Raw genomic sequence first — 21941 nt, forward strand, 5'->3', positions numbered from 1 at the left:
ACGTGGCCGAGAGCACCACCACCCAGCAACAGCCGCTCGCGGGCTGGGACAAGCCCGAGCTGGACCTCAGCAAGGCCGAGTGGCAGTCCAGCAGCGGGGGACTGGGCGATGTCCAGATCGCCTTCGTCGAGGGCTTCATCGCGATGCGCAACAGTGGCCGCCCGCAGAGCCCTTCCCTGATCTTCACCCCCGCCGAATGGGGCGCGTTCGTGTCCGGGGCGCGCGAAGGGGAGTTCGACCTGACCTGAGCCATAGGTTCCCGTTCGGTGGCCGCGGCCCCGCACCGGCGGCGCCACCCCCCGGGTGTCCGCGCCGATGCCGAGGCCCTGCCCGGCGGCGCGGCCTGCCCCTCGCCGCCGTCCTCGATGGCACCGCCCGGTCGTGTCGGCCCCGCACCGGCGCCGTCCGCTCGCCTCCGCCCGCATGGCGGACTCGGTCACCCGAACGGTCCTCTGCACGCGCGAGGCCGCTGGCCGCGTTGCCGGCCGGAGCCGTCGGTGTGAGGGCCGGGCCCGGCCGCGGTGCGACCGCGCGGTGCCCCGCGCCGTAGCCGGGTGAAGCATCGGCAAGGGGCCGGTGGTGGGGCTCCCGCACGTCGTCGATCACGTGCGGGCACGTACCATGGCCGCATGTCGTTCCTCCGCCGCCGCAGCGCCACCCCCGCCGGACCCGACTTCGACGTGCTGGCCATGGACCCGGGCGACTGGCCGGGCAACCTCGGCGCGGGCCTGCTGCCCGCCCCCGACGGCACCTGCCAGGGTGTCTTCCTGCGCTATGACCTGTTCGGTGGCCGCGGCCCCGCCATGATCATCGGCAATCTCCCCGAGGGCTCCCCGGCCCGGGACGTCGCCGAGAACGAGATCCCCTTCGAGGTGGGGCAGCTGCTGCTGGCGCTGGACAACGACGAGGAGGTCACCGTCGTCGGCACTGAGGACACCCCGGTCCTCCTGGGCGACAACCTCCTGATCGTGCGACGCCTGAAGCTGTCCGAGGGCCGGATCTCCTGCGTGCAGTTCGACCGCAGCGACGGCGTGCTCGTGACCATCGCCGCCTGGGACCGCCCCATCACCGACGACCTGTACGCCCTGCTGAAGCCGCTCCCGGCGGAGCTTTTCCAGCAGGGCTGAGACACCGGCCGCGGGCGACCGGCCGACCGGCTTGCGCTACTCGCGCTGGTCGGCCGCACCTTCCAGGCGTACGTCCGACGCGCGCACGAAGGCGACCCGGTGACCGTACTGGATCTCGTAGTAGAGGTCCTTGCCGACGACGACCCGGTGCGAGTCCGTGGTGAAGGTGACCGCGTAGTAGTACTCGCCGGGCACCTCGTCACCGACCACGTACTTCTGCCCGGCCGGGATGGTGTAGGGCAGCGGGACGACGGACTGGGCGGGCACCCCCGCCGGGTACGCCTCCTTCTCCGGATAGGCGCGGCCGTACACCGGGACACTGGTGAGACCGTCCTTCGGGGTCACCACGAGACCGGAGGCGCCCACCGCCGTCGGCTCCTCGGCCGGGTTCCTGAACCAGGCCTTCTGCCCGAGGTACCAGATGGCCGTCCAGTCGCCCCAGCGGTCCGCGACCGCGTACTGCTGGCCGGTGGACACCCGCGAGGACAGATCGTTCACCCCGGTGGTCGGGTCCCTGCGCAGCCCGATGTCCTTGATCAGCCGCGCGTTCTCGTCATGGTCGGAGTAGAGCCGCACCTCACTGGAACCATGGGCCGTGCAGGGCGCGCCCGCCGTGGTGCAGCCGGTGTACGTGGGCTGATTGGCGGCGTAGTCCGGCAGGATCGTCACCAGGCCGGCGTCCTTGCCGCCGGTCCGCGTGAACGGGTGGCCCAGCAGCTGGAAGTAGTGCCGCCAGTCCCAGTACGGGCCGGGGTCGGTGTGCATGCCCGGGATGGAGCCGGCGGTCGGCCCCGGCACGGTGTCGTGGCCCAGGATGTGCTGGCGGTCCAGCGGAATGCCGTAGGTCCGGGCCAGGTACCTCACCAGCCGGGCCGACGACCGGTACATCGCCTCCGTGTACCAGGCGTCCGGGTTGGCGAGGAACCCCTCGTGCTCGATGCCGATGGACTTGGCGTTGACGTACCAGTTGCCCGCATGCCAGGCCACGTCCTTCGCCTTGACGTGCTGGGCGATCAGACCGTCGGTGGAGCGGATGGTGTAGTTCCACGACACATAGGTGGGGTCCTGGATCAGATTCAGCACCCCGTCCCAGGCACCCTCCGTGTCATGGATGACGATGTACCTGATGCCCTGTGACACCGGCCGGTCACCGAGGTCGTGGTTGCCGTAGTCGTTGTCCCCGAACTCGGCGTACGGCGCCGGGACAGATTCGCAGGACACCGACGCGGGACACTCGGTGCCGTCACTGGGGAGCGTGGGCAGGGCCGCCCGTGCCAGCTGGGCGGTGTCGGGGTCCAGCTCGGGCTGCGCGGCCAGAGCGACCAACTGGCCCGCGTCCGTGGTGCGCTCTTCCCCCGTACGGAGCACGTCGTAGACGTCGTTGGCGTACGCCGCCGCCGTCGCCGAGTCGTCAGCGCCGGAGAAGCGCGCCACCGCGCCGTACCACTCCGCCGGGTCGGTGCTCAGCGGCTCGCCAAGCTCCTTCTGCGCGGCGGCCAGCAGGGCGGCGCCCCCGGTGACGTTCGCCGCCGGGTCGGTGCGCAGTTGTTCGGCGGGGATGCCGGTCAGCTCCGCCGCCTTCGGCAGCGTCTTCAGACGGTTCGGGAGCACCGACTCGGCCGGCGCCTTGATCTCCGGCTGCACGGCGGCGCGTGCGGTGTCACCCCGTGCGTCCTCACCGCCCTCGGCGAAGTGCTCGGCCGTGGTGAGCGCGGTCCGGGCGTCGGTGAGATGCATCGGGCCGTAACCGCCGGTCACACTGGGTGCGCCGGCGTGCGAGTCCCAGCGGGACTGGAGGTAGGAGACGGCGAGCAGGACGCTCTGCGGCACGTGGTACTCGGCCGCCGCGGTGGCGAAAGCCTGCTGGAGCCGGCCGGTGGTGGAAGCGGTGGCGCTGTCGGTGGCGCTCTGGGCCGGGGCCGCGCCGAACAGCGGCAACAGCAGGGCCGCGGAGGCGAAGGCGCCGGCGGTCCGCTTCAGGTGTCTGTGGCCGGGTGCGGCCGTGGGGTCGGTGGCGGATCCTCGCAATGCGGCCTCCTGTGACGGGCGAGCGTGGCGGGGCGTGCGGCGCCGAGCTGGGTCAGTGGTACCGGCTTGCCGACGATCCGTCAATGATGCCTTCAGGACGATGATTTCCCACGTCACGGAGGGTTTCCGGCGAGTTTCGCGGTGGCGGTGGCCGGGCCTGCGGGGCGTCAGTGGCGTACACCTGTGGGGGTGACTCCCGTGCCTCGCAGGAAGGACGGCGGTGCGCGTGCCCGTACGAAGGTCCGCGGCGCGCCGCCGCTCTGGCGCACCGCGGAGCCGTCGTCCCCGTCAGCGAGTGCCGACCGCCGCCCGCACCGCCTTGCGCGCCAGCTGGCAGTCGTCGTGCAGCCGCCTCAGCAGCAGCCGCTGTTCCTCGCCGGACGGCGCAGCACCCGGGTGGGCCGTGCCCGGTGCCACCGGGGTCGTGTCGTGCATCGAGCGCTGCACGGCCGTCTCATAGGTACGGATCTCCCGGGTGAGCAGGAGCATCAGGTTCACCAGGAAGGCGTCCCGCGCGGCCGGGCCGGCCGACTGGGCGATCTGGCTGATCTGCTTCCGGGCCAGCGGCGCGTCCCCGAGTACGAGCCACAGCGTCGCCAGGTCGTATCCCGGCAGGTACCAGCCGGAGTGCTCCCAGTCGAGCAGGGCGGGACCGGCGGGGGACAGGAGCATGTTCGACAGCAGAGCGTCGCCGTGGCAGAACTGCAGCATGCCCTGGCGGCCCGCCGTGTGCGCGATGCCGTGCAGCAGCTTCTGGAGGTCGCCCAGGTCCCGGTCGGTCAGCAGGCCCAGCTCGTGGTACCGGGAGATACGGACGGCGTAGTCCAGCGGCATGTCGAAGGTGCCCACCGGAGGCCGCCAGGCGTTCAGCCGGCAGATCGCGCCGAGCGCGGCCCGGATGTCCGTGCGGGGCGGAGCCTCCAGCGGATGCCGCTGCAGCGCGGCCACCCGGCCCGGCATGCGCTCGATCACCAGCGTGCAGTTCTCGGGATCCGCCGCGATCAGCCGAGGCACCCGGACCGGCGGCCGGTGCCGGACGAACGAGCGGTACGCAGCTATTTCGTGGCGGATCCGCTCGGCCCAGGCGGCCGACTGGTCCAGGAGACACTTGGCGACGACCGTGGCGCGTCCCGTCGTCCCGACGAGCAGGACGGAGCGCCCGCTGCGGCGCAGGACCTGCACCGGAGCGAACTCCGGGCAGATGCGGTGCACCGAGGCGATCGCGGCGCGCAGCTGCGTGCCCTGGGGGCCGGACAGATCGAGTCTCCCGCTGAGCGGTTGGGGGCCTGGCTGCCCCGGAACGCGCCGCGGGCGGCCCACGCCCAGCACGGGAGTCGCGGGCCGCGCCGCCGGGTCGAGATACGGACCGCTGCCCGCCGGGCGGGAACGCAGCGGCCGGGGCGGGGCGGACACGGAGGACGACGCTGCGTACATGGGAGATACAGATCCCTTCGTGTGCCTGCGGTGCCTGCCTGTACGTCCATGCGTTCGGCCCATGCCTCGCGCACATGGTCCGAACGCAGACGCCCACCCGGCCCGGCCGCCCGGGTGCACCCTGGGGAGTGCGCCCGTCGTGCCAGACGGACTCAAGGATGGCGACCGGGTCGGGGTGGCGCGTTCCTACCTGACACCCGATGCCCAGTGGCACACCATCTGGCGCACCCTGGCGAACCGTGGCGAATAGTCGCCCGGCAACCTCCACCCGGCTACTGTCAACTCAGCCGAGAACCTGGGGGCTTGACGTGAGCGGACAACCCAACACCCGCCTTGCGGACCTGTTCGGCCTGGCCGGCTGGTCGAAGGGCGAACTCGCGAGGCTGGTCAACCGGCAGGCGGCGGCCATGGGCCACCCCCAGCTGGCGACCGACACCTCGCGGGTCCGTCGGTGGATCGACATGGGAGAGATCCCGCGCGATCCCGTGCCGAGGGTGCTGGCGGCTCTGTTCACCGAGCGTCTCGGCCGTGTCGTGACCATCGAGGACCTCGGTCTGGTGCGGCACGGGCGCGCAGGGAAACGGCAGGGCGGCGGGATGGAGGAACATCCCGACGGCGTGCCGTGGGCGCCCGAACGGACTGCCGCGGTCCTCACCGAATTCACGGGAATGGACCTCATGCTCAACCGACGCGGCTTGGTGGGCGCGGGTGCCGCGCTCGCCGCAGGATCCACACTCAGCAGCGCCATGTACGACTGGTTGCACACCGATCCGGCCCTGAAGGCCGACGCCCCCGCCCTCGACGACCCCCTGCACGCCGACCCCGTCGGGTTCGACCGCTACGAGGCCGCCCCCATCGGGTCGCAGGAGATCGAGGAACTGGAGCGCTCGGTAGAGGTGTTCCGCGCCTGGGACGCGGCCCGTGGCGGCGGGCTTCAGCGCAAGGCGGTCGTGGGCCAGCTCAACGAGGTGGGCGGCATGCTCGCCTACCACCACCCACCCCATCTCCAGCGGCGCCTGTGGGGCGTCGCGGCCAACCTCGCCGTTCTCGCGGGCTGGATGTCGCACGACATCGGCCTGGAGCCCACGGCCCAGAAGTACTTCGTCATCGCTGCCCATGCCGCCCGCGAGGGCGGTGACCGGCCCCGTGCCGGAGAGGCCCTGTCCCGGGCGGCCCGTCAGATGGTCCATCTCGGCCGGCCGGACGACGCGCTGGACCTGATGAAGCTCGCCCAGGAGGGTTCGGGAGATCGTCTGCTGCCGCGTACGAAGGCGATGTTCTGCACCATCGAGGCCTGGGCGCAGGCGTCGATGGGCAAGGGCCAGGCGATGCGCCGCACGCTCGGGCAGGCGGAGGACCTCTTCGTCTCCGACCGGCAGGACGCACAACACCCGGACTGGATGCAGACCTTCAAGGACGAGGATCTGTACGGCATGCAGGCCCTTGCCTACCGGACCCTGGCGGAGTTCGACCCGGCCGCCGCCGTGCACGCCCAGTACTTCGCGGAGAAGGCGCTGACGCTGCGCGTCGACGGACGGGAGCGGTCGAAGATCTTCGACCATCTGTCCATGGCGTCGGCCTGTTTCATCGCCGACGACCCCGAACAGGCGGCGAGCTACGCCCGCTTGGCACTGGTGTCGATGGGCTCGAACTCCTCCCGCCGTACCTGGGACCGGCTGCGGCAGATGTACCGGCTCACCGCCGAGTACGCCGGATACCCGAAGATCCACGAACTACGGGAGGAGATCAGGCTGGCTCTGCCCAAGCCGAGGGCGAAGGGCGACGCCGGCGCACAGGCGTAGGGACTCTGTGCGCTGCCGTAGAAGGCGGTGCCATCAAACACCCACCCGGCCGACCGGCGACCACCCGGCCGTCAGGCGATCACCCGGGCGACGAGCACGCAGGCGTCGTCCGCGCGCTCGGCTCCGACGAACTCCTCGACGACCGTCCCCACACAGTCCTGCGCGGTGCGCGCCGCAGCGAGGCGTGGCGCGAGTGCGCGCAGGCGGTCCGTGGTGGCAGTCGATCTGTCTCCGGACACCAGTCCGTCGTTGTACAGCAGGAGGAGGTCGCCCGGCCGAAGGATCTCAACGGCCTGCCCGTAAGCGGCGCCCGGGGTGGCGCCGAGCAGCACGCCGTCCGGCGTGCCCAGCATGCGCCCCGTCCCGTCGCGGTACAGCAGCGGGGCGGGGTGGCCTGCCTGCGCCCAGAGGAGGGTGCGGGTCGTGGGCCGGTAGCGGCAGCAGACGGCGCTGCCGAGGGCGGGCTGGGCGCCGGCGTCGAGCAACTGGCCGAGCATGGTCAGGAGTTGTCCGGGTTCGGCGCCGGCCATCGCCATCCCGCGCACGGCCCCGAGCAGCATCGCCATGCCGGAGGCGACAGCCATGCCGTGCCCGGTGAGGTCACCGACGCTGAGCAGGGTGTCGCCGTCGGACAGCTCCAGCACGTCGTACCAGTCGCCGCCGAGGTGCGCGCCGGCCGCGGCAGGCGCGCAGCGGGCGGCCAGGTCGAGGTGCTGCGGTCCCTGGCGCGGAAGCCGCAGGGGCCCGCGCCAGGCCGGCAGCACGGCTTCCTGCAGCTCGACCGCGACCCGGTGCTCGGTCTGCTCCTGCCGGCGCCGACGCTGCAACGAGTCATGGGTCTCGTGCACCGTCCGCTGGCTGCGGCGCAGTTCACTGACGTCCCGCAGCACCGCCCACATCGAGGTGGTGCTGCCGTCGGCTCCGAGCACGGGCTCGCCCATCATGTGCACCCTGCGCACGGACGCGTCGGGCTGTACGACGCGGAACTCACCGTCGATGGGTTTCGCGTCGATCAGGCAGGCCGTCACCATCGCGGTCAGCTTCGGCCGGTCCTCCTCCAGGACCAGGGAGGGCAGTTCGTCCAGCGAGAGGGCGGGCTCGGCCGGGTCGAGACCGAGGACGCGGTACATCTCCTCGGACCAAGTCGACTCGTCGGTGAGCAGGTTCCACTCCGCGCTGCCGATGCGGCTGAGCAGGGAGCCGGCCGGTACGGGGGCTACGGCGGCCGGTTCGGCGGGCTCGGCCGGGACCGGCGGCACGGGGGGCAGGCCGTCCCGTAACTGAGCCAAGTGGGCGTCGAGATCGTCGAGTTGGTGCAGGGCGAGGTCGTACAGGGCGCGCTGCCAGCGTTCCTGCGGGTCCGAAGCGTCGCCCTGCACGTCCCTCCGTACCGCGTGCACATCGCCCTTGAGCCGCCGCGCCTGCGAGATCAACGCCTCGACCGGGCCGCGCCCGGGTGGCTGGGCGGACGGTCGGTCCGCGGAGACTGGGGACGGCATGACGCACTCCGATGGGGGACGGTACGGCCAGGGAGGACGTGGGGGGATCGTTACGACTGTGGCACAGCCCGCGACGTCGTGTAAGGGATTTGGCAACACACGAACCGGTGGTGCTTCAGGCATATGCCAGAGTCTTCCCGGACTGATCCGGCATGCGAACGGGTGCGTGTCGGTCGCATCAAGTCGCGTGAGACACAAAGGAGTTCGCTCATCGGTGCGAGTCCTGGGCAGTGCTCGGTCTCCTGTACGACGCTCATGCGTTCCACCCTGGCGGCCGAATCGTGCCGCGCCCGCCGAACTCTGTCCGGATCTGGCGTCATGCGAAAGGCCTCCGCGGACTCCTTAAAGGCATGGACGCCATTATCGAGCAACTCGTCTACGCCCGGCTCGTCGCCGCGGACGACCAGGAGATCCCGGTGTCGGCCACGCTGCGCTACACCACCGGCGATCCGCTGGCCGTCTTCGTGGACTTCCCCGCCGAGGCCGCCCTGGCGGGCGAGGACGTCACCTGGACCTTCGCGCGCGCCCTTCTGGACCAGGGGCTGCGCGCCCCGGCCGGGCACGGGGACGTGCAGATCTGGCCGCACGGCCGCACCCGCACGGTCCTGGAGTTCCACTCGCCCCACGGCGTCGCCGTGCTCCAGTTCCCCAGCGCCGCCCTGCGCCGCTTCCTGCTGCGCACCTACACGGCGGTGGCGGCGGGGCAGGAGGATGTCGCGGAGGTCGTGGAGCGGGGGCTGGGCACCCTGTTCGGCTGGGTGTGAGGGGGCGCGGGCCCCCTCCGGTGACTTTGAACATTGTTCACCTTTACCTCATCGTGCAGGTATGGACCTCGGCGATCAGCGCGTGCACCCTGGCGCGCGGTGTGCCGCAGGGGCACTCCTGTGACGAGGACGGGACGAATGACACCGATCAGCCGAAGGGGCTTCGTGGGGCTCGGCGCCTCCGTGGCGGCGGGCGCGGCGCTGGGCGTCGGCACCACCCGCACCGCAGCAGCGGCCGAGAATGCAGCGACCGGCACGATCCAGGACGTCAGGCACGTGGTGATCCTCATGCAGGAGAACCGCAGTTTCGACCACTACTTCGGCCGCCTCAAGGGCGTCCGTGGCTTCGACGACCGCAGCGGCATCACCCTGAGCGGCGGATACTCGGTCTTCGACCAGCCCAACGGACTCGGCCGCCAGTACCCGTGGAAGCTCAGCGCGACCCCGTCCGCGGGCGGCGAAGACGGCGAGACCCTGGCCCAGTGCAACGGCGACCTGCCGCACTCGTGGTCCTCGCAGCACTCGGCGTGGAACAAGGGCCGCCTCGACAACTGGGTCGCGGGCGTCGGAAACGTCCGCACGCTCGGCTACCTGGACCGCTCCGACATCCCCTTCCACTACGCGCTCGCCGACAACTACACCATCTGCGACGCCTACTTCTGCTCCACGCTCAGCGCCACCGGCCCGAACCGCACCTACCTGTGGAGCGGCAAGGTCGACTCCACCAGCTACGACGGCGGTGACGAGTCCGGGCTGACCTGGCAGAACTACGCCGAGGCGCTGCAGGCGGCCGGGGTGACCTGGAAGGTCTACCAGAACGCGGCGGACAACTACGGCGACAACGGCTGCGCCTACTTCAAGAACTTCACGAACGCCCAGCCTGGCAACCCGCTGTACGACCGGGGCATGTCCTCCGTACCGAAGGTCACCGGTTCCACCCCGGACGACATCGCCGCGGCCATCAAGGCCGACGTGCTCGCCGGCGCCCTGCCGCAGGTCTCCTGGGTGGTCCCCGACCAGGCCTCCTCCGAGCACCCCTACGCCCCGCCCGGCGACGGCGCCCACTTCGTCAATCTGGTCTACCAGGCCCTCGCCGCCGACCCGGACGTGTTCGACTCGACCGTCCTGTTCCTCAACTACGACGAGAACGACGGTTTCTTCGACCACGTGCCGCCCCCGGCGCCGCCCGCCGGCACCGCCGGCGAGTTCCTCAACGGCGTGCCCTACGGCTTCGGCTTCCGTGTGCCGATGCTCGTCATCTCACCCTGGACGCGCGGCGGCTGGGTCTCCTCCGAGGTCTTCGAGCACACCTCGGTGCTGCGCTTCCTGGAGACCTGGACGACAGCGATCGGCAAACCCGCCAAGTGCCCCGACATCAGCGACTGGCGGCGCAGGGTCAGCGGCGACCTGACCGGTGTCTTCGACTTCGCCAACCCGGTCAACGGCCCCGTCCAGCTGCCGGCGACGAGCGTCATCGGCTACGCCACCTGCGGCCCGCTGCCCAACCCGGTGCCGACGAACAACGCGCTGCCCGCCCAGGAGCCCGGCACGCGTCCGGCCCGCGCGCTGCCGTACCAGCCGAACGGGTACCTGGACCACCTGGAGTTCGGGGCCGCCGGCAAGATCCTGGCCTGGTTCGCCATGGCCAACCGGGGCGCCCCGGCGACCAGGGCGGCCCACTTCTCCATCCACCCCAACGCCTACCGGGACACCACACCCTGGCAGTACACGGTCGACGCGGGCGACACCGCCTCCGACTGCTTCAACATCGGCACCGGGTACGGCGGCGGCAAGTACGACCTGACGATGACCGGCCCCAACCGCTTCCTGCGCCGCTTCCGGGGCGACGCCACCAAGGCCGGCAGGTCGGCCGAGGTGAGCACCCGTTACGCCGTGGAGCCCGGGACGGGCAAGCTCGCGATCTACTTCCGGATGGCCAACTCGGGTGCGTCGCCGGTGACGTTCACGATCACCTCGAACCACTACCGGGGCGACGGCCCCTGGAGGTACACCGTCGCTGCGGGCGCCTCGACGGAGGACTTCTTCAACGCCGTCGCCTACCAGAACGGCTGGTACGACTTCACGCTGACCGTCGATTCCGACGCGACCTGGTCGCGCCGGTTCACCGGACACCTGGAGACGGGCGCGCCCGGCGTCAGCGGCTGACGCCGGCGTACAGGTCCGGGCGCGGGGCGAGTTCGACGGCAGTACGGCTGCCGGTCTCCAACGCCCGGACCCCCGCCTCGGCGACGACGGACGCCGCGTACCCGTCCCACGCGCTCGGACCGGTGACCTCGCCGCGCCGGGTGGCGTCGACCCAGGCCTGCACCTCGCGGTCGTAGGCGTCGGCGAAGCGCACCAGGTAGTCCTGCGCCACCTCCTCGCGGGCGCTGCCCCGGGTGGTGACCACCATGGTGTGCTCGTCGCCGATCCGCGCGCTGCCCGCCTCGCACACCGCCTCGCAGCGCACCTGGTAGCCGAATCCGCAGTTGACGAAGACCTCGACGTCGACCAGGGCGCCCCGCTCGGTCTCGAACAGCACGAACTGAGGGTCGAGCAGACCCGCGGGTGCCCCCGTCGAGGGCGCCGGACGCAGTACGGTCACCGCCGTCAGCTCCTGACCGAGCAGCCAGCGGGCCGCGTCGATCTCGTGCGAGACCGAGCTGTTGATCAGCATCTCGCTGGTGAAGTCGGCGGGGGAGGAGACGTTGCGGTGGGTGCAGTGCAGCATCAGCGGCCGGCCCAGGGCTCCCCCGTCCAGCAGGGCCTTGAGCCGGCGGTACTCGGCGTCGTAGCGGCGCATGAAGCCGATCTGGGCCAGCCGGCGGCCGAGCCGCGCCTCGGCCTCCAGCACCCGCAGCGCGCCGGCGGAGTCCGGCACCATGGGCTTCTCGCAGAGCACCGGCAGCCCGCGCTCGAAGGCACCGAGCAGCACCTCCTCGTGCGCGGGGCCCGGGGAGGCGATCAGCACGGCGTCCACACCGGGTGCGTCGAGCGCGGCCAGCGGGTCGGTGTGCACCGTGACCTCGTCCAGGCCGCCCACGGCCGCCTGGGCCCGGTCGGCCGCCGGATCGGCCACGGCGACCACCCTGGCGCCGCTCACCACCTCATCAAGGCGGCGTATATGGTCGGCGCCCATGTGTCCGGCACCCAATACCGCCACACCCAGCAGGTCTCCCATGTGTTGCGCTCCCTCTCGCCGATGATCACGCCGAAGGGTACGCGGCCAAGGGGTGGAGGGAGCGCTGTCAGGGAGCCCCGCCGGGGGGCCAGGTGCCGCTCGGGGCCTCGCTCAGTAGCGGAGTACTCCGGCGATGCCGTTGGCGTCGCCCAGCGTGCCGTCGGGCACGAAGCGGACCTCGGCGCCGGTTTCCAGACACTGCTCGACGATCTCGTCCACGATGTCGTCGCGGGCGTCCAGGTCACCCGGCTCGGCCGGGACGAGGTGGTCACCCTGGTCGCGGACCGTCGTACGGTAGTTCTCCTCGACCGCGAGCAACCGGACGCGGCCTTCGCGGGCGCTGAGCCACAGCTCGTCCACTCCGGCCGCGAAGGTCTTGTGGCCGCGTGCCGAGGTCAGCTCCCTCATCACGGATGCGGTGTCCTTGTGGGCCTCCGCCTCCAGGACCGGTTGCAGGGCCTGCCACACGGCGTCCGGACCGGCGTGGGCGAGACCACCGTGCGGGACCTGCACGGCGGACTTCGCTGCGCTGCCGACCTCGTCCAGCAGGGACAGAGCCGCCTGCGCCCCGGTGACGTACAGAGGGCGGGGCTGGTCGCGCAGGACCGTGCTGACGGCGGTGTCCACCTCGCGCAGGAACTGGCGCATTCCCTCGTCGGCATAGATGCTCGGCTGGTCGCCGATCTGCATCTGCCGCTCGGCGTCGAAGTTCTCCCGGACGTGCACCAGCGGGAATCCGCCGGAGTGGTCCTCCACGACCCGGTCGGGGCCGCCGCTCCACAGCGTCACGCGGTCCGCGGCGAGCGACAGCACCCAGAAGGGCCGCTCGGCCGCCTGTGCGGAGACCAGGTTGCGGGTCAGGAAAGTGTCTGCCAGCACCACGCGTTCGGGGACACTGCGGGGCAGTGACCACACCCGGTGCTCACCCGGCGCCGCAAAGATCACGAGGCCGTCCTCGGCGTGCGTCAGGTCCACCTCCGCCAGGGCGCGGTCGAGCTGCGCCTCGACGTCGGCGCGCCGTTCGCGCGTCACCGCGGGATCGGACTCCAGCCGTTTGCGGGCCTCGGCGACCGCATTGCGCAGGCGGACCGAATCCTGGCCGCTGCTCCCGGGCGCGCGGCGGTGTGTCGGGGTCAGCACCGACACCGCAGGGTAGGGGCGCGGGCGCCGCAGTTCGGCGAGGGTTGCGGGACTCAGTGCATGCTCCATGACAGCACGATAGGGCGGATTCACCCATCCGGCATTCGGGGTGAAAGCGGACTCCTGGCCGACGTGCGGGGACGGAGTCCCGAGGGGCACCCCCTTGCCGGGTCCCGGCGGACGCCGGTGACGCCGGGGTGCGTGACCGGCTACCGTACCCGCCAGTAATCGGACCGTCCCGCACCCCACCGCCCCCAGGAGGCCCGCATGCCGCAGCTCGAAGTCGACGGCGCCCGGCTGACGTACGACGACGAGGGCCCGCGCGACGGCGCGGCCGTGCCCCTGGTGTTCGTGCACGGCTGGACCGCGAACCGGCACCGCTGGGACCACCAGCTGGCGCACTTCGCCCCGAGACGGCGCGTGATCCGGCTGGACCTGCGCGGGCACGGCGAGAGCACCGGGGCCGGGGTGCGCACGATCGCGGCGCTCGCCGACGACGTCCTCGCCCTGCTCGACCACCTCGAGGTCGAACGCTTCGTCCTGGTCGGGCACTCCATGGGCGGGATGATCTCCCAGACCATCGCCCTCGCCCACCCCGAGCGGGTGGAACGCATGGTGCTGGTCAACTCGATCAGCCGCATGACCTACAGCCGCGGCCGGGGCCTGCTCATGGCGGCCTCCACGCTGGCGCCGTTCAGGCTCTTCGTCGCAGCCAACATCCAGCGCGCCTTCGCCCCGGGACACCCGCGCGAGGAGATCCGCGCCCACATCCGCTCGTCCGCGGACACCCCGCGTGAGGTCGTCATGACGCTCTACGGCGCGATGCGGGAGTTCGACGTCCTCGACCGCGTCGGCGAGATCCGCACGCCCACCCTGATGGTGCACGGTTACCACGACATCCAGCTTCCCGTGAAGCAGATGCTGCGCATGGCCAAGGCCTATCCGGACGCGGTCGTGCGCATCATCGACGCGGGGCACGAGCTGCCGGTGGAGAAGCCGGCCGAGCTGACCGAGGCCGTGGACCGGTTCGTGACCGAGAGGCCGTAGCGCGCACCGGGCGGCCCGAAGTCTTCGGTCCGTGCAGCGACATGGCCGCCCGTGAGATCGCCGCCCGCGAGATGCCCGCCCGCGAGATGCCCGCCCCTGACCGGTTTCCGCGTTGACCGCCCCCGGTACCTGGCAGACGCTGTCGTGTACGTCGTACAGATGCCTGATACAGCTTGTTCGCCTGGTGGAGGTAGCGCATGTGCGGCATCACCGGATGGGTCTCCTTCGACCGCGATCTGACCGCCGAGGCCGCCGTCCTCGACGCGATGACCGAGACGATGGCCTGCCGCGGCCCCGACGACCGCGGCACCTGGACCGAAGGCCCCGCCGCGCTGGGCCACCGCCGGCTCGCCGTCATCGACCTGCCGGGCGGACGCCAGCCGATGACCGTGCGCACCCCCGAGGGGACGGTCGCGCTCGTGTACTCCGGGGAGACGTACAACTTCACCGAACTGCGTCACGAACTCACCGCCCTCGGCCACGAGTTCACAACCGACTCGGACACCGAGGTCGTCCTGCGCGGCTACCTGGCCTGGGGCGACGCCGTCGCAGAGCGGCTGGGCGGCATGTACGCCTTCGCCGTGTGGGACGGCCGCCGCGACCAACTCCTCCTGATCCGCGACCGCATGGGCATCAAGCCGCTCTACTTCCGGCCCACCCCCGACGGCGTCCTGTTCGGCTCCGAACCCAAGGCGATCCTCGCCCACCCGCTCGTCCGTCCCCGGGTCTCCCTGGACGGCCTGCGCGAACTGTTCACCCTGGTCAAAACGCCCGGACACGCCGTGTGGGACGGTATGCGCGAGGTCGAACCCGGCACCGTCGTCACCGTAGGCCGCACAGGCGTGCACACCCGCACCTACTGGCGGCTCGAGACCCGGCCGCACCCCGACGACCGCGACACCACGATCACCACCGTGCGCGCGCTCCTGGAGGACATCGTGCGCCGCCAGCTGGTCTCCGACGTCCCGCGCTGCACCCTGCTCTCCGGTGGCCTCGACTCCTCCGCGATGACCGCGCTCGCCGCGCGCCGCCTCGCCGAACACGGCGAGAGCGTCCGCACCTTCGCCGTCGACTTCGTCGGCCAGAGCGACCACTTCCTCGCCGACGAACTGCGCGGCACCCCCGACACCCCGTTCGTGCACGAAGTCGCCCGGCTCGCCCGGACCGAGCATCAGGACATCGTCCTCGACTCCCGTGCCCTCGCCGACCCCGCCGTACGCGAGCGGGTGCTCCGCGCCCGGGACCTGCCGATCGGCTTCGGCGACCTGGACCCCTCGCTGCTGCTGCTCTTCCACGCCATCCGCGACCAGTCCACGGTCGCCCTCTCCGGCGAGTCCGCCGACGAGGTGTTCGGCGGCTACCTCCATTTCTTCGACGAGGAGGTCCGCCACGCCGACACCTTCCCCTGGCTGGTGCACCTCGGCCGCTACTTCGGTGACAGTGCCGGCGTGCTGCGCGCCGACCTCGCCAAGTCGCTCGACCTGGAGTCCTACGTCGCCGACGGCTACCGCACCGCCGTCGCGGGCATCCGACGCCTGGACGGCGAGAGCGACTTCGAGTACCGCATGCGGCGGATCTGCCATCTCCACCTGACCCGTTTCGTCCGCCTCCTGCTCGACCGCAAGGACCGGATGAGCATGGCCGTCGGGCTGGAAGTCCGGGTGCCGTTCTGCGACCACCGGCTGGTGGAGTACGTCTACAACACGCCGTGGACCCTGAAGTCCTTCGACGGCCGGGAGAAGAGCCTGCTGCGCGAGGCGGTCGCAGACGTCCTGCCGCGCTCGGTGTACGAACGGGTCAAGAGCCCGTACCCGTCGACACAGGATCCCCGCTACGCCCAGGCCCTGCAGGACCAGGCCAAGAACCTCCTCGCCCGGCCCTCCCACCGCGTCTTCGACCTGGTCGACCGGGACAAGGTCCGGCGGGCGGCCGAGCGCGACACCCCGGTCACGGCCGCTGCGGACCGGCGCGGCCTGGAAGTCACCCTCGACCTCGCCCAGTGGCTGGACCTGTACTCCCCGGAACTGATCACCGGCTGAGGCCGACGGCCAGGGCCCGGTCGGCGGCCCGCGCCGACGGCTGCCACCACGTCGTCACCGGCTCCCACACCCGGACCGGGCCCCGGATGCCGAGCTGCCCGGCGGTGAAGGAGCGGCCCCACTGGAACGCCCCGGCGGCCACCGTGATCACGCCCACCCGGCGGCCCTGTGGGTCCGCCGGGTCGCCGATGGTGCGCACGGCGGCGTACGCGCTCTCGCCCGCTCCGAGCCGGTAGGTGCCTGTGCCGCCCGCAGGCAGGGGCAGCGCGGCCCCGTCCAGGTCACCGAAGGTCACCATGGGCGCGCGGTCGACGGCGCAGGCGCGGACACCCCCGTTGGTGACGCTGACGCGCACCAAGGCTGGATCGGCGGCGGCCTGCGCCCGTACGACCAGTGCCTGTTCCGCACAGCGCACGGGCCGGGCCTGCGGGCCGGCTGCCCGACTGTGCCCCGGGGCCGCCGGGCTCCGGCCCGGGACCGCCTCGCTCCGTGGCGCGGCGGACAGCAGGGCCAGGGCGGCGGCGCAGGCGGCGGCGGGTACGGCGAGACGGGCGCGGGTGTGCATGGCGGTTTCCCCTGTGGCGGTCATGGTCATGGTCACGTTCGGTACGGCGGCCCTCCGGAACTGAGGTGTCCGTCGGCCGGCAGGCGTCGGTGACAGCGCTTCAGTAGTTCCTGTCCACCGGACAGGAACTGCCGTTCGCGGGCAGGGAACCGTACAGCAGGAAGTCGTTGATCTTGCGGTGGACGCACTTGGAGGACGAGTAGCCGGTGTGTCCCTCACCCTTGTTGTCGAGCACGACCGCCGACGAGCCGAGCCTCCGGGCCGTCTCCACGGTCCAGCGGTACGGGGTCGCCGGGTCGCCGCGCGTGCCCACCAGCAGCATCCGGGCCGAGTGGACGTTCTTGACCCGGTTTCGGATGAAGTTCGTGCCCTTGGGACGGCCGTAGCACATCAGCAGTTGGGTGAGCCGGTAGCGGCCGAAGACCGGGGAGGCCTCCTCGTACGCGGCCCGCAGGCTCGTCAGGTCCTTGGTGATCTGCGTGGCGGCGGGCCGGTCGGGGTCGTCGGCGCAGTCGATCGCCATCAGCGCGGCCGGGAGGTTGTCCATCGGGACGTCCTGCGCGTCGACGAGTCCGCCGTCCGACCGGTGCCGGCTGCCCTCGCCGTGCCGCGGGTTCATGCCGGCGGAGGAGAAGCTCAGCACGCCCCGGGTGTCACCGTCCTGGACCAGCGAGGCCAGCGCGCGTTCCAGCGACGGCCACAGATCCCTGCTGTAGAGGGCCTGCCCGATGGCCCCCACCAGGTCCTGCCCGGAGAACGAGCCACCGGCGTCCGAGGGCACCGGGTTCTCGTCCAGCGAGCGTACGAGCCCGACGACCTGCTGCCCGGCCGCGCGCCGGTCCTGTCCGAACGGACAGGCGATGTCCGTCGCACACCAGTCCAGGAAATCGTCCAGCGCGGTCTGCTGCCCCTCGGCGGCCGCGATGCCCTGCTCGGACAGCGGCTCGGTCAGGGTGTCCACGCCGTCGAGAGCCAGCCGCCCCACCCGGTGCGGGAACTGTGCCGCGTACACCGCGCCGAGCCGGGTTCCGTAGGAGAACCCCAGGTAGTTGAGCTTCTTGTCGCCCAGTGCCTGACGGATCACGTCCAGGTCGCGGGAGGCGTTCACGGTGCCGATGTGCGGCAGCACCGTTCCGGAGTTCCTGGCGCACACCTGGGCGGCCTGCCGCAACTGCCGGAGCAGGGCCTGCGGACGGCCGGCGTCAGGGGGCCCGGTTCCGGCGGCGGTCGCCTCGTAGGCGCCTTCGCCGCAGCTCACGGGGGAGGACCGGCCCACTCCGCGCGGGTCGAAGGTGACCACGTCGTAGTTGTTCGTCAGGTCCATGTACGGCTTTCCGTCGGTGGCGAGTCCGCTGATGCCGGGGGCGCCCGGACCGCCGAAGTTCAACAGCACCGAGCCTCGTGAGGGGCCGGTGGCGCGGTAGCGCGCCAGCGCCACGTCGAGCGTGCCCGCGGCAGGCCTGGCGTAGTCGAGCGGGACGGTCACCTTCGAGCACTGGAGGTCCTTGGGCATGTCCGGGCCCTTGCAGGCCGCCCAGGTGATCTTCTGCCGGTAGAACCGGGACAGGTCGGCCTGCGGCCGCCCGGCAGCCGCTGCGGGCAGCCCGGCCGCGAGCAGCGCCAGGGTGAGTGCTCCCGCGCTCGCGCAACGTCGCGCGGCGGGCCGTGTGGATAGCGTGACCAGCATCGATCGCACCTCCCGGGCGCTCGCTGCGGACCGGGACGGCGCCCTCGGATCACCATAAGGGGGCCCTGGGCGGCCCGCCTCCCGGCGAGCGGGACGGCACCCGGTGCCGTACTCTTTGCCCGCCCCATCCCCGTAAATGCTCATTAAGCATCTTTACGGTGCGTTCGATAACTCTGTCACTCGGCGGGGTGAAAGGTCGATCAGCCATAACTCGGATGGTTTCTCCCGCGTTTTATGCGTGCGGGTGAGTGCCCGCGTCTATGTCTGGAAGGCAGGAATCAATGAGACGGGCTACCCGAAACAGCGTGATCGCCGTCGCCGCCGCCTCCGGCGCGCTGGCCGTGGCGATTCCGGTGTCCGCGGCCTTTGCGGCCGACGGCGCCGCCGCCGACGGCTCCGCGGCCGGCTCGCCCGGGCTGATCTCCGGCAACACGGTCCAGGTCCCGGTGCATGTGCCGGTGAACGTGTGCGGCAATACCGTGGACGTGGTGGGGTTGCTGAATCCGGCGGCGGGCAATGCCTGCGGGAACGGTAATGGGGGGACGGGCGGATCCGCCACGTCCGGCGGCGCGACTGCGCAGAGCGAGGCGAACGACTCGCCCGGCGTGGTCAGCGGCAACACGGTCCAGGTCCCGGTGGATGTGCCGGTGAACGTGTGCGGCAACAGCGTGGATGTGGTGGGGTTGCTGAATCCGGCGGCGGGCAATGCCTGCGGGAACGGTAATGGGGGGACGGGCGGATCCGCCACGTCCGGCGGCGCGACTGCGCAGAGCGAGGCGAACGACTCGCCCGGCGTGGTCAGCGGCAACACGGTCCAGGTCCCGGTGGATGTGCCGGTGAACGTGTGCGGCAACACCGTGGATGTGGTGGGGTTGCTGAACTCGGCGACGGGCAATGCCTGCGCGAACGGCGGTGGGCAGACGGGCGGAACCGCCACGCCAGGCACCGCTACCGCGCAGAGCGAGGCGAACGACTCGCCCGGCGTGGTCAGCGGCAACACCGTCCAGGTCCCGGTGGATGTGCCGGTGAACGTGTGCGGCAACACCGTGGATGTGGTGGGGTTGCTGAACCCGGCGACGGGCAATGCCTGCCCGAACGGCAGGACGGGCGGATCCGCCACGTCCGGCACCGCGACGGGGCGGAGCGAGACGAGCGACTCGCCCGGCGTGGTCAGCGGCAACGGCATCCAGCTCCCCGTTCACCACCCGGTGAACGTCAGCGGGAACTCCGTGGGCGTGGTCGGCGTGTCCCACCCGGTCCAGGGCAACACGTCCGTCAGCACCCCCGGCGACCAGCCCAGCACCGATCATCCCCGCGCCCACCACCCCGCCACCCACAGGCCGCAGGCTCCCGCCAGGTCCCACCACCCGGCCCCGCGGTCCCCGCACCTGGTTGCGCCGCCCACGGCCAGCCTGGCCCACACCGGGACGGACATGACGGTCCCCGCGCTGGCCGGCAGCGCGGCCTTCCTCCTCGGCGGCGCGATCCTCTACCGCCGCTTCCGTCCGATGCGCCGCCACTGACCCAGCGGCGCCTGCATTGCCAAAGCCCCACCGGACGCCGGACCGGTGGGGCCCCTGACACCGGTGGAACAGCCGGTGCGCCATGGCGGCCTGGCCGGCCGGACGTTGCCCCGCGCGGTATGGGCGAGCCGTGGCCGAACCCCTCATGGCGCGGCCCCCGTTGATCGGGAAGGATGCTGCGGGTCCAGTGCGGCACCCGGCGCACCGACCCGTGCAAGCCCAGCGAAAGGGAGCGTAGTCATGACCTCTCCGGCCCCCCAGGACCTTGTCATCACGCGGGCCGCCATCGAGGACTGGCCGGTGATCAGCGAGTGGGCGGCGGCGGAGGGCTGGAATCCCGGGCTGTCCGACGGTCCCGCCTTCTTCGCCCAGGACCCCGACGGGTTCTTCCTCGGCCGGATCGACGGGGAACCCGTATCGGCCGTATCCGTCGTCAACTACGGCACCGACTACGCATTCCTCGGCTGCTACCTCGTCCGACCGGGCCTGCGCGGCCACGGACACGGCCTCACCACCTGGAAGACCGCCCTGGCTCACGCCTGCGAGCGCACCATCGGCCTGGACGGAGTCGTCGCCCAGCAGGACAACTACCGCCAGTCCGGCTTCGAACTCGCCTACCGCACCATCCGGTTCACCGGCATCGCGCCCGAGAGCTCCGGGGGGAGTCCCGAGGGGGTCCGGCGCGCCGCGTCCCATGACTTCGCCGCGATCTCCGCCTACGACAGCGCCTGTTACCCGGCCGACCGTCCGCGCTTCCTCGCCGAGTGGCTCACCACCCCCGGCCACCGCACGTACGTCCGCCACGACGGCTCCCGCCTCACCGGCTACGGAGTGATCCGCCCCGCCCGTGACACCCTCCGCATCGGACCGCTGTTCGCCGACACCGCCGACGACGCGCGAGCGCTGTTCACCGCCCTCACCGCCGACGTCGCCGGACACGCGGTCGCCATCGACGTACCCGAGCCCAACACCGCCGGCACCGCCCTCGCCGAACAGGCCGGACTCACCGCCTCCTTCGAGACGGCCCGCATGTACACCGGTCCGGTCCGCGCCCACGCCCAGGAGCGCGTCTTCGGTGTCACCACCCTCGAACTCGGCTGACCGGCGCCGATACCGCTGCCGGCGGCGGGCGATCCCGTTGCCCGGCCGCGCCGTCGGTGCTGGAGTGAGCACATGGACCGCACCTCTCTGCTCGCCCTCTACGACCGTGCCATGCGCGAGGGCGCCCGGCCCGACGGGCCCGGGGCCCGGATTTTTTCGAGCGGGCCGGTGCGGTGGTGCGCCAGGTTGCCGATGCCCAGGGGTGGAACGGTGTCCTGTGGTCCGGCCTGGACGAGGCGGGAGAAGACGCGGACCGGGTGATCCACGAGCAGATCGCCCGTTTCACCGCGCTGGGCCGGGACTTCGAGTGGAAGCTGTACGGGCACGACCGGCCGGCGGATCTCGGCTCGAGGCTCGCCGCCGCCGGGTTTCGGGCGGAACCGGAGGAGGCGCTGCTGGCCGGCGAGACCGCCAGGATCGCCGTGGACGCCGAACCGCCGTCCGGCATCCGCCTCGTACGGGTCATCGATCCGGCCGGCGTCGAACTCGTCGTGGACGTGCACGAGAAGGCCTTCGGCACCGACGGCACCCGGCTGCGCCACCGGCTGCGTGCCCGGCTGGCCGACGACCCCGGCACGGTCGTCGCCGTGGTCGCGCTCGCCGGGGACGAGCCGGTGAGCGCGGCCCGTATGGAGCTGGTGCCCGGCACCCCGTTCGCCGGACTGTGGGGCGGCGGCACCGTCGAGGCCTGGCGCGGCCGGGGTGTCTACCGCGCCCTGGTGGCCCACCGCGCCCGGGTGGCCGCCGCCCGCGGCCACCCCTACCTCCAGGTCGACGCCTCGCCCCTGAGCCGCCCGATCCTGGAGCGCCTCGGATTCCACGCGCTGAGCACCACGACCCCCTATTTGTACAAGGTTTGACGGTAGCGGACGCAGTCTCTCTGTTCACCGGACCGTCATGCCATGTACCTTTCAATAAATCGACGCGTGTAGAACCCTCTAGCACGTTCTACGCGCGCAGAATTGGCGCCCGCACCGCCTCTCCCCCACCCCTCATGGAGGTTC

General features: G+C 71.7%; 16 protein-coding genes and 2 pseudogenes. 11 read left to right on the forward strand and 7 right to left on the reverse strand.

Translation table 11 applies throughout. The features are described 5' to 3' along the window. Positions 1-2 precede the first annotated feature (2 nt). A complete protein-coding gene (locus tag K7G59_RS12890; protein WP_225833609.1) occupies positions 3-248 on the forward strand; it encodes a DUF397 domain-containing protein in 246 nt (81 codons plus the stop codon). 381 nt (positions 249-629) lie between these two features. Then, positions 630-1127 (forward strand): hypothetical protein, encoded by a 498-nt coding sequence (locus K7G59_RS12895; protein WP_225833611.1) that lies wholly within the window; start codon positions 630-632, stop codon positions 1125-1127. Positions 1128-1163: 36 nt separating this feature from the next. On the opposite strand, the gene K7G59_RS12900 is transcribed toward K7G59_RS12895, so the two are convergent. Both K7G59_RS12900 and K7G59_RS12905 read right to left on the reverse strand, forming a co-directional pair. Next, positions 1164-3155: an N-acetylmuramoyl-L-alanine amidase gene (locus K7G59_RS12900; protein WP_225833613.1), complete on the reverse strand. Its 1992-nt coding sequence runs from the start codon at positions 3153-3155 to the stop codon at positions 1164-1166. A 288-nt stretch (positions 3156-3443) separates the two neighbouring features. Further along, positions 3444-4589: an aminoglycoside phosphotransferase family protein gene (locus K7G59_RS12905; RefSeq protein WP_225833615.1), complete on the reverse strand. Its 1146-nt coding sequence runs from the start codon at positions 4587-4589 to the stop codon at positions 3444-3446. A gap of 308 nt (positions 4590-4897) precedes the next feature. Here K7G59_RS12905 and K7G59_RS12910 point away from each other — a divergent pair, with 308 nt between their 5' ends. Then, the gene (locus K7G59_RS12910; protein WP_225833617.1) at positions 4898-6391 is read left to right on the forward strand and encodes a hypothetical protein; all 1494 of its coding nucleotides are present in this window, start codon (positions 4898-4900) and stop codon (positions 6389-6391) included. Positions 6392-6462: 71 nt separating this feature from the next. Here the strand turns inward: K7G59_RS12910 and K7G59_RS12915 are convergent, their stop codons facing one another. After that, the gene (locus K7G59_RS12915) at positions 6463-7890 is read right to left on the reverse strand and encodes a PP2C family protein-serine/threonine phosphatase (protein ID WP_225833619.1); all 1428 of its coding nucleotides are present in this window, start codon (positions 7888-7890) and stop codon (positions 6463-6465) included. A 350-nt stretch (positions 7891-8240) separates the two neighbouring features. Between K7G59_RS12915 and K7G59_RS12920 the strand changes: the two genes are divergently transcribed. Then, entirely contained in the window at positions 8241-8654 is a 414-nt protein-coding gene (locus tag K7G59_RS12920; RefSeq protein ID WP_225833621.1) for an SsgA family sporulation/cell division regulator, read from the forward strand. Between the two features lie 138 nt (positions 8655-8792). Beyond that, positions 8793-10820 carry a phosphocholine-specific phospholipase C gene (locus tag K7G59_RS12925; RefSeq protein WP_225833623.1) on the forward strand — a complete coding sequence of 676 codons (2028 nt, stop codon included), beginning with the start codon at positions 8793-8795 and terminating at the stop codon, positions 10818-10820. Here K7G59_RS12925 and K7G59_RS12930 read toward each other — a convergent pair. Continuing rightward, the gene (locus K7G59_RS12930; RefSeq protein ID WP_225833624.1) at positions 10810-11835 is read right to left on the reverse strand and encodes a Gfo/Idh/MocA family protein; all 1026 of its coding nucleotides are present in this window, start codon (positions 11833-11835) and stop codon (positions 10810-10812) included. The two genes, K7G59_RS12925 and K7G59_RS12930, sit on opposite strands and share 11 nt — an antisense overlap. Positions 11836-11946: 111 nt before the next feature. Continuing rightward, positions 11947-13044 (reverse strand): chemotaxis protein, encoded by a 1098-nt coding sequence (locus K7G59_RS12935; RefSeq protein ID WP_225833626.1) that lies wholly within the window; start codon positions 13042-13044, stop codon positions 11947-11949. A gap of 198 nt (positions 13045-13242) precedes the next feature. Between K7G59_RS12935 and K7G59_RS12940 the strand changes: the two genes are divergently transcribed. Together K7G59_RS12940 and asnB are read left to right on the forward strand one after the other, a co-directional pair. Then, entirely contained in the window at positions 13243-14022 is a 780-nt protein-coding gene (locus K7G59_RS12940) for an alpha/beta fold hydrolase (RefSeq protein ID WP_225833628.1), read from the forward strand. Positions 14023-14219: 197 nt separating this feature from the next. Next, a complete protein-coding gene (asnB, locus tag K7G59_RS12945; protein ID WP_225833630.1) occupies positions 14220-16061 on the forward strand; it encodes an asparagine synthase (glutamine-hydrolyzing) in 1842 nt (613 codons plus the stop codon). Here the strand turns inward: asnB and K7G59_RS12950 are convergent. Beyond that, positions 16051-16656 (reverse strand): DUF4232 domain-containing protein, encoded by a 606-nt coding sequence (locus K7G59_RS12950; protein WP_225833632.1) that lies wholly within the window; start codon positions 16654-16656, stop codon positions 16051-16053. The two genes, asnB and K7G59_RS12950, sit on opposite strands and share 11 nt — an antisense overlap. A gap of 70 nt (positions 16657-16726) precedes the next feature. Then, a complete protein-coding gene (locus K7G59_RS12955; RefSeq protein WP_225833634.1) occupies positions 16727-18313 on the reverse strand; it encodes an alpha/beta hydrolase in 1587 nt (528 codons plus the stop codon). 281 nt (positions 18314-18594) lie between these two features. Between K7G59_RS12955 and K7G59_RS35005 the strand changes: the two are divergent. The 4 genes and pseudogenes from K7G59_RS35005 to K7G59_RS12980 all read left to right on the forward strand — a co-directional run. Beyond that, a pseudogene (locus K7G59_RS35005) lies at positions 18595-19161 on the forward strand (chaplin); the annotation flags it as partial. Between the two features lie 27 nt (positions 19162-19188). Further along, on the forward strand, positions 19189-19836 hold the full coding sequence (locus K7G59_RS34695; RefSeq protein WP_374114223.1) for a chaplin: 648 nt from the start codon (positions 19189-19191) through the stop codon (positions 19834-19836). A 240-nt stretch (positions 19837-20076) separates the two neighbouring features. Further along, the gene (locus K7G59_RS12975; protein WP_225833635.1) at positions 20077-20937 is read left to right on the forward strand and encodes a GNAT family N-acetyltransferase; all 861 of its coding nucleotides are present in this window, start codon (positions 20077-20079) and stop codon (positions 20935-20937) included. A gap of 72 nt (positions 20938-21009) precedes the next feature. Then, positions 21010-21797, forward strand: a pseudogene (locus K7G59_RS12980) (GNAT family N-acetyltransferase). Positions 21798-21941: the final 144 nt, after the last annotated feature.

It is taken from the genome of Streptomyces sp. NK08204 (genome assembly GCF_020400585.1).
Lineage (GTDB): Bacteria > Actinomycetota > Actinomycetes > Streptomycetales > Streptomycetaceae > Streptomyces.